Genomic DNA, 12,608 nt, shown 5'->3' with positions numbered 1-12,608 from the left:
GTCAGTTTTAAAAATAATTTCATGTCTTGGTGTAACATTTTTTCGTTTTAGCTCGTAAAATAATATGTAGATTAACGATAATCGAGGACATATCTAAATGAGACAACTTAAAATTACCAAACAGGTTACCAACAGAGAAACTGCATCCCTAGACAAGTATCTCCAAGAAATTGGAAAAGTAGACTTGATTACTGCAGAGGAAGAAGTTGAACTTGCACAAAGAATTAAAGCTGGAGATGATTTAGCTTTAGAGAAATTGACCAAGGCCAATTTAAGATTTGTAGTATCTGTATCAAAGCAGTACCAAAATCAAGGTCTTACCCTACCCGATCTTATTAATGAAGGAAATTTAGGGCTGATTAAAGCTGCAAAGCGTTTTGATGAAACAAGGGGTTTCAAATTCATTTCCTATGCGGTGTGGTGGATTAGACAATCCATCCTTTCAGCTTTAGCTGAACAATCCCGTGTAGTGAGACTGCCTTTGAATAAAATTGGTTCTATTAATAAAATCAATAAAACCTTTGCTATTCTAGAACAACGCCATCAAAGACCACCAAGTCCAGATGAAATTGCAAAAGAATTAGAAATGACAATCAATGACGTTAAGGAGTCTTTAAAAAATTCTGGGCGTCACTTATCAATGGATGCTCCGTTGATTGAAGGTGAAGACTCCAATCTTTATGATGTTTTAAAATTTGGAGAATCTCCAAATCCGGAAAACGATTTACTACACGAATCGCTTCAAACTGAAATAGAGAGAGCTCTAGAAACCTTAACCACACGTGAGGCTGATGTTATCCGTCTTTACTTTGGATTAGGCAATCAACAACCTATGACTTTAGAAGAAATTGGAGAGACTTTTGGACTTACTAGAGAAAGAGTAAGACAGATTAAGGAAAAAGGGGTTAGACGCTTAAAACACACCTCTAGAAGCACTATACTCAAAACTTACCTAGGATAGGTTTAGTTTTAGAATCTTACAAAAAAGGCCCTCTAATTGAGGGCCTTTTTTTATACTGATATCTGAAAAAACCAATTAATTTTTATCGACTTCAATAGAGGAATTGGTTTCTGCAGCTCTGCTCTTAATTTGTTCTAGTAATTCTTCAGCTTCAGAAATAATTTCAGGGTATGATTGAAAGTTTTTAATGATATTTTCCAGAATATAAGTGGCCTGATAATCATCCCCTAAAGCATTGAAATTTTTGGCCATCAATAAAAGTCCTTTTACACCAAATTCTCTATATCTAGAATAGTTTTTCGTAAGATCCTGAATAACGATAGTAGAAGCTTCATAATTTTGAGACTTGGTCTTAAAGTAAGCATCGTAATATAAAGCCTCGGCTTTTAGTTTTCCTGTGGCCGTTTCTGATACTTCTCTATAAGCAGTTTCCGCTCTTTTCTCGTCACCAACTTCCAAAGAAGCTCTGGCAATAAATATTTTTGCATCACTAAGGACTTCTTCTTCTATATTGTCTTTAGATAAAATTAATTCAGCATAAATAACAGTTTTATCAAAATTCTCAATTTCATAATAGGCTTTCATTAGATTGGACTGAGCAAACAATACATTTTGAGAAAAATTGGCTTCTGTCTCTAACCTGTTCAGACTGGTAATCGCTTTATCATAGCTCTTTTCGGATAAATAGATTTGAGCTAATCGCCTCAAAGATTCTTCTGTAAACTCACTAGATCGGCTATTGATAACTGCTTCGTAGTAAGGAATAGATGCTTGACGCTGATCACTATTAAACAACAACTGAGCGAGATAGAAATTGGACTTCAGACTGTTTTTTCCGTTAGGAAATTCTTCTAAGTATTTTTTAAATCCTTCTATTGCTTTATCAGTTTCATTATCCAAAAATTTATTTTCTGCAGCTTCGTAAGTAGCTTCTTCAATATCAGAATCGGCAACTTCAACAAAATCTAAACCTCTTACCCAAGTAGCATACTGGTCTGTTTGACCAAGATCTATATAAATTAACCTAGCCGTTTGAACAGCCTGAAGAGCCTCCTGAGAGTTCGGATATTCCTTGACCAACTGTTTTAACCTCACCAAAGCCTCCTGATTTTCTCCTTTGTTGAAATAGATCAATGCTAGTTTAGACAAGGCTTTAGGGTAATATATACTTTGTTTATAATTGGTTAAAATATTTTGATAAGTTGTAATTGCTGCTTGGTCATCATTTTCTGCCACGTAGGTATTACCAAGCTCAAATAGAGCATCATCCTTATAAATAGATTTCGGATAGTTTTGGACAAATAGATTTAGGTTTTCAATTTTTTGTGCATTTCTATCCACAAATCCATAGCTATAAGCCTTTTGAAAGAAGGCATAATCACTTTTGTAATTCCCCACTGCAATAGCACTATTGTAAGCCTCCATTGCAGGCCAATATTGACCAAGAGCAAATTGAGCGTCTCCGAGTCTCACATAGGCATCATGAAGGCTTTGTGACGGCCTTTCAATAGCAATAAAGCTTTCAAAGAAAGAAATAGACGATCTATAGTTTTTTGTTTTAAAGTAAGCGTATGCGATATTGTAGTCTATAGAGTAAAACTCCGCCAATTGCTTTGCCATTGGCATCCCTTTAAACTCTTTATAGCCTATCAAAGCCTTATCATAGTTTCCCAATGCATAATCCACTTCGGCCTTCCAATACGTAGCTTTTGCTGTAAACTCTGGGTCTAAGCGTTCAGATAAAGATCTATTGAAATAGTCTTTGGCTGATTTAAGTTGGTTATCTCTAAACAATTCAATTCCATAATAATAGGTTACTTTTTGGAAAGCCAATTTATTTTTATAGTCCCGACTTCCCTCTAGCATCGAAATCGCTTTTTCGTAATTTTTTGATGTTAAATAAGAATCAATCAACAAGTCCCCTACCAAATCAGACTCTTGAGACGTTGGATAGTTTTCAATAAAAGCCTGCAGAACTTCAGGAACAGATTGGTACGTATTTCCAATTTCATAGCTAAGCTTTGCGTAATTCAAATAAGCATCTTCTTTTAGCTTTTCATCAAAGTCCATTTCTGTCACATTTTTGAAAGCATTGAGCGCTTGAATTTTCTTATCGGTTTTTAGATAAGCCTTAGCCAGATGGTAATATGCATTTTGGGCCACAAAATCTTGACCATCTAGGATTTTAGAGAATTCGTCGATAGCCAATTCATACTGTCCCGTTTGATAGTAAGCATAACCAAGTTGATAATAATCTGTGTTATTCCACTTACCTCTATTCCCTTTATAGTCTTTTAGGTATTGAATAGCACTAGCATAGTCCTTTAAATTGAAATAACTTTCACCTATGATTTTATTGAGTTGAGAGCGTTCGCGAGTATTGGATTTTGGTAACTTTTCCATGCCTAAATCAATCGCCTTTTGAAAATTACCAAGTTTAAAATTCATATCACTTTGGAAATAAGAAATGTTATTTCCTTGAACGCCTTCACTCCTAGCCTCATCAAATAATTCTGAAGCGGACTCGTATTCGTTTTCTTCATAAGCTATAAAACCAATGTAGTATTTGGCCTGAGCTCCGTATTTTTTATCATTTCTAACTCTATTAAAGAGTTGCTCTGCTTGGTCATAGTTCTTGCTTTTGAAGCTTGTATACCCATAATTGAACTCATAAGTCTTAAGTTCATCTCTCGATAAAGAACGTGTATTCACTTGGCTAAACCATTTATTGGCTTTTAAAAAATCTCTCTCTTGGAAATAATAATTCCCCACTTCCAGATAAGCCTTGTTGGTTTTTAGACTTGTAGGGTTTGCCTTTATAAAGTCTTCCATCTGCTCATCTGCATTTGGTTCGCTTAGTTTAATGGCACAATTCGCTAGATAAAAGTCAATATTAGACTTTAGCTGATCACTGTCCAAGGACGTATCGATTTGCTTGAAGGCCTTTGCCGCAGCAGCAAATTGATTTTGATCATATAAATGAAGGGCGTCTTGATACTTTCCAAGGGCATCCTCAGAATATTGAGATTGTTGAGCCTGAATTAAAAAGGTCAAGAAAAGAAAACAAAGGGTTAAAAACTTAGACATAAGGGGCTTGATTTTGGTAACAGTCAAAGATAAAATTATATAGTCATATAACGTTGCTGGCTCATTTTAATTATAAGCAAAAAACAATAGATTTTTCACGCTTCACAAATTAATCATATCTTTAGCCTCAATAATTTTTTCTCAAAACGCCAATGTCAGAAACCATTCTAGAACTCAATAATGCCAGTATATTTCAACGAGAAACCCTCATACTTTCGGATGTTAACATAGAGATAAAAAAAGGAGAATTCGTTTATCTTATAGGTAAAACAGGAACTGGTAAAAGTAGCTTTATGAAGACGCTTTACGGAGATTTACCTTTAAAAAGTGGATCTGGACAAATCGTCGATATCGATTTACAAAGCTTGAAAGAAAAGGAAATCCCATATCTAAGAAGAAAGCTAGGAGTGGTCTTTCAAGACTTTAAACTATTAAATGACAGAAATGTCAAGGAGAATTTAATTTTCGTCTTAAAAGCAACTGGCTGGAAAGACAAGACTAAAATGAATCAGAAAATTGAGGACGTTTTGGATAAAGTAGGAATGAAAACCAAAAGCTTCAAATTTCCTTACCAACTTTCTGGGGGTGAACAGCAGCGTGTAGCTATTGCTAGAGCTCTACTCAATGATCCTGAACTTATCTTAGCAGATGAGCCTACTGGAAACTTAGACCCACAAACCTCTGTAGAAGTCATGGAAGTCTTACAAGACATAAATAAGAATGGCAACACGATTTTGATGGCTACTCACGATTATGCATTGTTACTAAAATACCCTTCAAAAACCTTAAAATGTGATGGACAACGTCTATTTGAGGTTGTTCAAAAGAAACAACAACAGCATTAAATATATTACACTATGAAACCTGTTAAACTCACTGCAATCGCCTTACTTATTACATGTTTTGCTTGCAACACAGAAGATAAATCAAAAGACAATATGATGGCAGATAATACTTTACTAAAGAAATGGGAGGGTCCGTATGAAGGCGTACCGAATTTTGATGCTATGGACCTAAAAGATCTTGAGCCGGCAATGGATGTAGCTATAGAGAAGCACCTTAAAGAAATTGATAAAATCGCTAATGCTAAGGAGCCAGCTACGTTTGAAAATACAATTGAAGCTATGGAACGTACAGGTAAAACTGTAGATAGAGTCTATACCTATTACGGCATCTGGAGTAGTAATTTATCTTCTGAAGAATTTAGGGACATACAACAAAAATTATCTCCAAAATTATCGGATTACCAATCCAAAATTCGTCAAAATGAAAACCTTTTCAATAGAATTAAGTCGGTTTATGAGTCTAGTCAAAAAAATCCTTTAGAGCCCCAAGCACAACGAGTTGTAGATTTAATGTATAAGTCTTTTGAAATGAATGGGGCCAATTTGAATGAAGAAGGCAAAACACGTTATGCTGAGATCAATAAAGAGTTATCCAAGCTTTATACTGATTTTTCAAACAACATACTTCATGATGAAGAGAACTATGTCACCTTTCTTAGTGAAGAACAACTAAATGGCTTATCCGAGTCTTTTATTAAATCTGCTAAAAAAACAGCTGAAGAACAAGGAAAACCAGATCAATATGCCATTGTGAACTCTAGGTCCTCTATAGATCCTTTTCTCACTTATTCAGATGAAAGAGAACTAAGAAAACAAGTATGGGAAAACTATTATTCTAGAGGAGATAATAATGATGAATACGATAACAATGCTCTCATTAAAGAAATTCTGAAATTGAGAGATGAACGAGTCGAATTATTGGGGTACGACAACTTTGCTGAGTGGAGACTTCAAGACAGGATGGCGAAAAATCCAGAAAATGCTATGAATTTATTAATGGCGGTTTGGCCATCGGCCATCGCTAGAGTTGAAGAAGAAGTAGAAGATATGCAAAAGATTGCCAAGCAAGAAGGAGCAGATTTTGAAATTGAAGCTTGGGATTACAGATATTATGCTGAAAAAGTAAGGCAAGAAAAATATGATTTGGACTCGGAGGAGGTAAAGGAATATTTGGTCTTAGAAAATCTAACAGATGCTATTTTTTATGTAGCTGGAAGACTCTTTGATTTTGAATTTTCCGAAATTACAGACGGTAGCGTTCCCGTATTTCATGAGGATGTTAAGGTTTATGAAGTTACCCAAAAATCTAACGGAGAGCATGTTGGTGTTTTCTACCTAGATCCTTATGCTCGAAAAGGTAAGCGATCTGGGGCTTGGGCTACCACCTATAGATCTTATACAAATTTTGATGGAGAGACCAATGTTTTAGCTTCCAATAACTCCAACTTTGTGCAAGCAGCAGAAGGTGAGCCTATTCTAGTGTCTTGGGATGATGCAGAAACTTTTTTCCATGAATTTGGACATGCTTTACACTTTTTGAGTGCAGATGTAAAATACCCAACATTAAATGGTGGTGTAAGAGATTATACAGAATTTCAATCCCAACTTTTGGAACGTTGGATTTATACCGATGAAGTTATCAATAACTTCTTAAAACATTATAAAACTGGCGAGCCTATGCCAGCAGAACTTGTAGCCAAGATTAAAAATGCTTCTAAATTCAACCAAGGTTTTGCAACTACTGAGTTTTTAGCATCAGCCATCATGGATATGAAATATCATACAACAGATCCTGAAACTATAAATCCAAAAACCTTTGAAAAGGAAACCTTAGACCAATTGAACATGCCAGATGAGCTTGTGATGCGTCATCGCTCACCACAATTTGGCCACGTGTTTTCTGGCGAAGGCTATGCTACAGGTTATTATGGATATCTATGGGCAGATGTACTTACCTCCGATGCTGCAGAAGCTTTTGCTGAAGCTGAAGGTGGTTTTTATGATGAAACGCTGTCACAAAACTTAGTGGACTTTCTTTTTGCACCACGAAATGCTATAGATCCAGCCGAAGCTTATCGACAATTTAGAGGTAGAGATGCAGAAATTGACGCCTTGATGCGAGACAGAGGTTTCCCAGTTCCAAAAGAATAAAATGCTTTCTATACTTATCAGGTCTTTTGATAATCCATTGATTGATATTGTGTCAGTTTTACATGCAGAATGTCAATTTTTGGATATTGAATTTGAAATTCTTATTTCTGATGATGATCCCAATGGTAAAAATTTAGACCACCAAAAGCTTAGCCGATTGCCGATGGTAAACTATTGGAAAAACAGTAAAAATCTAGGGCGTTCCAACAATTTGAATAAATTGATAAGTAAATCTAAATATGATATAGTATTACTTATGGATGCGGATGTAGTTCCATTAAAAACTAATTTTATCAAGCTATACTTAGAAGCCTTGAACACTAACTGCTTTGTTGCCTATGGAGGACTTGCATACGAAAAAAATCCTCCAGAGGCTTCTGAACTCTTGAGGTGGGTTTATGGTCACAAAGAAGAAGCAAAGCCAGCTAACTTAAGACAATCTCGATACCCTTACAATATCTTAGTCTCTAACCTTCTCATCAAAAAATCTGAATTTGAACAGCCCATTTTTAATACTGAATTAAATACTTATGGGTATGAAGATTTGGTTTTCTCTGAGTTTTTGAAAGAACACGAAATTGATGTACTGCAAATTGATAATCCAGTCATCCATAAAGGTCTTGAAACCTCTATGGTGTTCCTTCAAAAAACAGAAACGGCCTTAGACAATTTAGTCGGTTTAATTCAAAAAGGAACTTTAAGCCAAGAAGCCACTAGCCTTTCAACATTATATTTTAAACTTAAAAGATACAGACTTAATGTTGTTATTTATAAATTTCTGAACGTTATTGAAAGAGCACTTAAGTCTAATTTAGTATCAAATCAGCCGAGTTTAATTTATTTTAAACTCTATAAACTTTACCATTTTTCAAAATCATATCAAAAACAATGATACAGTTTTCAGTCGTTATTCCCTTATATAACAAGGCCAACTACATTCAAAACTGCCTAGAAAGCGTTTTGAAACAGACTCATAAAGAGTTTGAAGTTATCCTTGTAAACGATGGAAGCACCGATGGTAGCGAAACTGTAGTTGAAAGATTTCAAGACTCACGCATACGTCTGGTGCATCAAGAAAATAAAGGAGCTTCAGCGGCTAGAAACAAAGCTATTTCTTTGGCTAAACACGAGTGGATTGCCTTAATCGATGCAGATGATTATTGGTACCCAAATCATTTAGAGGAATTGCAAAACACCATTGAACAATTTCCAAAAGCTGATGTGGTTTGCAACAATTATGAAATATTGCTTGAGAAGGATTATGTTAAACACCCTACCTTCTCTATTGAATATCCTCTAAAAGCTCAATACATTGAAGATTATTTTAAAGGGAGTTTAATAGATCCCATCGCATGGACATCTGCGCTTAGTTTTACATCTTCAATATTTAAAAAGGTGGGTGAATTTGATACTAATATAAAATCTGGACAAGATATTGACTTAATGGTAAAATTTGGTTTGGCAGCTACAATAGCTTTTAATCCCAAAGTGACTATGCGCTATCATAGGAAAACAGAAAATAATCTTTCTGATGAGACAGGATTGAGAGAAAAATTAAACTATATCGATAACCACAGATCTGAAGAAAAGAAAAATCCCCCACTTCACCACTACATGGATATCAATCGATTTTCGCTTGCTATACAGGCTAAAATGGCTCAGGATAATGTGCTTTTTAAAGAGCTTGTGGGCAGATTGGATATTCATCATCTAAATTCCAAACAAAAATTACTCCTTAAAACCCCTGCAAATGTTTTGAGAGGTTTAAAGTATTTACAATCTAAGTTGACACAATACAATCTCTATAAAAGTCCTTATAAATAATAAAAATCATTCTTTAAAATATTCATCATAATCGATCTTGTTACCGATAATTCTGGGCTTAGGTTGAAAGTCCTTAGAGAAAATACTTTTTGATGAGTCAAATTTTAAAAAATTGATTTGAGAAAAATCACTTAAGGAGTGCATTAAATCATCTAAGACATAAGGTCTTTCAGGATCAAAATCAAAAGTATAAGAAGAATCGAATTCTTCTGAAGTCCATGCAAAAAAGGGTATCTCATACATAGATTTAGTAGGGATATCGGAATCGTTATGTCCTTTAAAATTTTTATCAACATAGACTTCTTCTCCGTGATCTGAAAAATAAAGCACATAACTTTTTTCGTCTTTTGATTTTGTTTTTTCAATGATTTGGTCTAGTATAAAATCTACGTAAAAAATAGAATTATGATACTCGTTTATTACTTTAAAGCTTTCTTCTGAGGGGAATGCTGTTGAAGGCTCAGTCTTAAAAACATCAAATTCCTTTGGATATCTTAATCCATAATTGGAGTGGGTTGCTAGTAAATGGATGACTATAAATTTATGAGTTGCTGGATCTTTTAAGGCTTCATCTAAATGCGGTAGTAAAACCTCATCAAATGGAGTGACAAAACTCCATCTAGTGGTGTTGGTATAAACGTATTTATCTGAAGCTTTAGACAGCTTTGTAAGCAAGGTTTCGTAGATTCCTATTGGCATTTGATTGGACAACCAAAAAGTTTTAAAACCAGCTTGATTCATCAACTGAACTATTGTAGATTCTGTTTGAGTTTCTTCGTCTTTGAAGATCAAAGCCTCTTGAAGAGACGGTATAGTGTGCGCTTGAGAACTGATAACGTCCCTATAAATTAGCAGCTCTTCCTTACGCTTTGTCAAACGAGGCGTAGTTTGACTTTCAAAATCGTAAATCCCCATTTGTTTGCGAGCTGTAGATTCACCTATTATGAGCACAAATGTATGAGGAGTTGTATCTCCCTTAAAATCAACTTCCTTTAAGGACCCAAAGGGTTTATCAAGATTGAGATCAGAAAACTTTTGCACTTCATACATATAGCTTATTGTTCCTTTTAAAACCTGAAAAGGAAAATTTGCAATTATTAAAACGGAAAGTTTCAATCCTAAAATCAATATAATAAGACTGATAATTTTATAAATAGATTTAATTTTAAAAGATATTGTGAATAATCTTTGATAAGGTTTTAAGAGAAATATCAACAAAAATAGTAGCTCTACACCCATAAACATGATAAGCGTATAATCCACGTAAAGATCTAAAAATTCAAAAGCTTCAGCAGGGTTAGTTTCTAAAACAATAAAAATAGATGATGATGAAAAAAAAGTGCTAAAGAGATAAAAAAAAGCAGTTTCAATAGTTAGACAAAAAATAAATATAAAATAACTCAATTTTGAAACAGCAACTTCAAATCTCGTGGCTTTGAAAAAACTTATAAAAATTAAAATGCATACTAGAAAAACTATATTTTCAATAAAGTTTTGAATGTTATAGTTTCTAAAAGCAGCAAAGAAATATTCAAATCCAAAAGCTACTGCCATCGGTAGAGTCCACAAAAAAAGTGATCTATAATTAACTTTCATGCTCTATAGATTTGATATCATTTATAGCTTTAAACCCAATTTTAAATGCTCTAGGTTGCTCAAAAAAAGAAATATACTTATGCCTGTATAAAAAGAAAACGTATTTTATTAACCAGAGATATGTCCAGTTTTTATAAACTAAAAATTTCTGAGCTGTAATTGCTCTTATAAATCCTGATGCTGATTGATTGAACCCAGAAGTTTTTCCAAAATGTCTAACAATGGTTTGAGCAATAAAAGCCACCTTTAAACCTTCACTCAACATAGACTGTTTAAAAATTTGTTCCTCAGCAGAAGGGAATGTAGTCCCAAGTCCAAAATTTTCGTTCATTCTTATTCCTTTTTCTTTAACATCTTTTCTTCTAAATGTGATTTCCACTGAAGATAATGGTCGTTTCGTAGATGTAGTATACCCTTCAGTTTTAGGGTATTTTTTTTGAAGTTGATCGTTTTCATCCACAAATTGAAATGAAATTAAACTTGCTTGATTATATGTTTTATAGGCTCGCAAAATCGTTTTATCAAAGTCTGGTAAATACTCTATGTCATCATCTGCTACTACCAATATGTCGCCGATAGCATTTTCAATCGCCAGATTCCTGCTTTTACTCAATCCAAATTCTCTTGAATTAATCACTCGTATGCCTTCAGTAGTAGACACTAAATCTTGGTTTAATTTAGTCTGATTAATAATTAAAATGGAATATGAACTCAGATCCATGTCAGGAAACATAGCTTCCAGAAAAGAAAGATCACTCCTATTCATGGTAGATATCATTATTTCCAAAGTAGGTTTTACAATCATCGTTTATAAAAAATTAAACTCTTCCTAAAAATAAATAAGATAATGAAAAAGTAAAGGATATAGGTTAATGCATGTCCCAAAACAACACCTTCTAGACCAATTTTCGGAACCAGATATATGGCACTTAAAAATAAACTTAAAGCTAAAAATAAATCTGTGATAATATAATGCCAAAGCATTTTCTTAGCATGAAATTGATAGACCATCACCATTGCTAATACTCTAAAGAAATCGCCTAGCATTTGCCAAAAAAATAAGTCGGCCGCTGGTAAAAAATCTTTTGAAAAAACCAGTGTCACTATCCAATCTCTTAGGATATACACCAAGATTAATCCTACTACAAAAAAGGGTAGAATCTGTTTATAGAAATTGAAAACAATAGATCTAAATTCTGATGGTTTCTGAGCTTCAGCCATTTTAGGTAAAATAAATAAATTCAATAAAGACAAAATAAACAAAAGGTAATAACTGGATATTCTTACTGTAGATTCCCAAAACCCAGCATTGCTTTCTCCAAGTGTATCGATAAGTAAGTTTCGAATCCCTAGAAAAACCAAAGGAAAACTCAAGCTAGAAATTAAGGTCATAAATGCATATTGACCTAAATTTTTGAGTACCGGTGTTGAAAATCTGCTCCATTGAAACGAGGTAATTGCCCCAAACCAAGATTGAACATAGTACAAGGTAAAAATCAACATCGCCGAAGGAACAATCACAATAGTCAATAAAGCACCTTCAAGATTAAACCAATACACCAGCAGTGCAAAAGCTATGATATTCAAAAAATGAGAGGCGATATTAATTTTAATGACTTTACTAAACTCATTGAAGCCTTGCAAAATAGAAATCAAATACAGATTAATGACGTGAAGAGGTAAGACAAAGGCCAACAAACGAATAACCGACACGAAATTTCTAGAACCAAAGATTAGCGTGTTGATAAATTCTGAGAAAACAAGAATCACAGCTATGGTAAGAAAACACATTACCAATCCAGACCAGATCAAGGTGGATAAAAAGGAGGAGAATGCTTTGGGATCAGATTTATGTTCTGCGGAGTATTTGACGACTGCATTGGCTAATCCTCCACTTGAAAACTTATGAAAAATTTCTAAAACATTTCTCAAGTTTCCTAATATCGCAATGCCTTGTGGACCAAGATAGATAGCTGTTAGCTTTGAAACGCCAAGCCCTGTAATCATTTTAATAACAACGGATAGTCCATTGAAAGAACTCACTTTCAATAGAGTAGATTGTTGAATTACAGATTTTAAACGTTTAAGCACTTAGATTGTTCATATTCATAAACCGAAAGTACAATTTTTAAAAACTTTGAATA

At 34.0% G+C, this 12,608-nt stretch carries 9 protein-coding genes; 5 read left to right on the top strand and 4 right to left on the bottom strand.

Features of this window, described 5'->3' with window-relative positions; genetic code table 11:
• The first annotated feature begins 97 nt into the window (after window positions 1-97).
• Window positions 98-961 (top strand): sigma-70 family RNA polymerase sigma factor, encoded by an 864-nt coding sequence (locus tag PGOND44_RS01715; protein ID WP_003435475.1) that lies wholly within the window; start codon window positions 98-100, stop codon window positions 959-961.
• Between the two features lie 75 nt (window positions 962-1,036).
• Here the strand turns inward: PGOND44_RS01715 and PGOND44_RS01710 are convergent, their stop codons facing one another.
• A complete protein-coding gene (locus PGOND44_RS01710; protein WP_003435473.1) occupies window positions 1,037-4,048 on the bottom strand; it encodes a tetratricopeptide repeat protein in 3,012 nt (1,003 codons plus the stop codon).
• A 152-nt stretch (window positions 4,049-4,200) separates the two neighbouring features.
• On the opposite strand from PGOND44_RS01710, the gene PGOND44_RS01705 reads away from it, so the two are divergent.
• From PGOND44_RS01705 to PGOND44_RS01690, 4 genes are read left to right on the top strand one after another with little or no spacing between them, the layout of a single operon-like run.
• Window positions 4,201-4,893 carry a cell division ATP-binding protein FtsE gene (locus tag PGOND44_RS01705; protein WP_003435471.1) on the top strand — a complete coding sequence of 231 codons (693 nt, stop codon included), beginning with the start codon at window positions 4,201-4,203 and terminating at the stop codon, window positions 4,891-4,893.
• Between the two features lie 12 nt (window positions 4,894-4,905).
• Window positions 4,906-7,044: a M3 family metallopeptidase gene (locus PGOND44_RS01700; protein WP_003435469.1), complete on the top strand. Its 2,139-nt coding sequence runs from the start codon at window positions 4,906-4,908 to the stop codon at window positions 7,042-7,044.
• A 1-nt stretch (window position 7,045) separates the two neighbouring features.
• The gene (locus PGOND44_RS01695; RefSeq protein WP_003435465.1) at window positions 7,046-7,936 is read left to right on the top strand and encodes a glycosyltransferase family 2 protein; all 891 of its coding nucleotides are present in this window, start codon (window positions 7,046-7,048) and stop codon (window positions 7,934-7,936) included.
• Window positions 7,933-8,868 carry a glycosyltransferase family 2 protein gene (locus tag PGOND44_RS01690; RefSeq protein ID WP_003435462.1) on the top strand — a complete coding sequence of 312 codons (936 nt, stop codon included), beginning with the start codon at window positions 7,933-7,935 and terminating at the stop codon, window positions 8,866-8,868. The genes PGOND44_RS01695 and PGOND44_RS01690 overlap by 4 nt, the downstream gene beginning before the upstream one ends.
• Window positions 8,869-8,874: 6 nt before the next feature.
• Here PGOND44_RS01690 and PGOND44_RS01685 read toward each other — a convergent pair whose 3' ends face one another.
• The 3 genes from PGOND44_RS01685 to PGOND44_RS01675 are packed head-to-tail and all read right to left on the bottom strand — an operon-like array spanning window position 8,875 to window position 12,555.
• On the bottom strand, window positions 8,875-10,464 hold the full coding sequence (locus PGOND44_RS01685) for a sulfatase-like hydrolase/transferase (protein ID WP_003435459.1): 1,590 nt from the start codon (window positions 10,462-10,464) through the stop codon (window positions 8,875-8,877).
• On the bottom strand, window positions 10,454-11,269 hold the full coding sequence (locus PGOND44_RS01680) for a glycosyltransferase family A protein (RefSeq protein WP_003435456.1): 816 nt from the start codon (window positions 11,267-11,269) through the stop codon (window positions 10,454-10,456). Before PGOND44_RS01680 ends, PGOND44_RS01685 begins: the two co-directional genes overlap by 11 nt.
• Window positions 11,266-12,555, bottom strand: coding sequence for an O-antigen translocase (locus PGOND44_RS01675; protein WP_003435453.1), 1,290 nt, complete (start codon window positions 12,553-12,555; stop codon window positions 11,266-11,268). Before PGOND44_RS01675 ends, PGOND44_RS01680 begins: the two co-directional genes overlap by 4 nt.
• Window positions 12,556-12,608: the final 53 nt, after the last annotated feature.

Source organism: Psychroflexus gondwanensis ACAM 44 (genome assembly GCF_000355905.1).
Taxonomy (GTDB): Bacteria; Bacteroidota; Bacteroidia; order Flavobacteriales; family Flavobacteriaceae; genus Psychroflexus; species Psychroflexus gondwanensis.
This window is presented reverse-complemented; position numbering and strand designations above follow the sequence as displayed.

Excerpts from the sequence above, each read along its gene's own strand:
- PGOND44_RS01685 (WP_003435459.1), bottom strand. The coding sequence starts at position 10,464 with ATGAAAGTTAATTATAGATCACTTTTTTTGTGGACTCTACCGATGGCA.
- PGOND44_RS01695 (WP_003435465.1), top strand. The coding sequence starts at position 7,046 with ATGCTTTCTATACTTATCAGGTCTTTTGATAATCCATTGATTGATATT.
- PGOND44_RS01690 (WP_003435462.1), top strand. The coding sequence starts at position 7,933 with ATGATACAGTTTTCAGTCGTTATTCCCTTATATAACAAGGCCAACTAC.
- PGOND44_RS01680 (WP_003435456.1), bottom strand. The coding sequence starts at position 11,269 with ATGATTGTAAAACCTACTTTGGAAATAATGATATCTACCATGAATAGG.
- PGOND44_RS01700 (WP_003435469.1), top strand. The coding sequence starts at position 4,906 with ATGAAACCTGTTAAACTCACTGCAATCGCCTTACTTATTACATGTTTT.
- PGOND44_RS01715 (WP_003435475.1), top strand. The coding sequence starts at position 98 with ATGAGACAACTTAAAATTACCAAACAGGTTACCAACAGAGAAACTGCA.
- PGOND44_RS01710 (WP_003435473.1), bottom strand. The coding sequence starts at position 4,048 with ATGTCTAAGTTTTTAACCCTTTGTTTTCTTTTCTTGACCTTTTTAATT.
- PGOND44_RS01705 (WP_003435471.1), top strand. The coding sequence starts at position 4,201 with ATGTCAGAAACCATTCTAGAACTCAATAATGCCAGTATATTTCAACGA.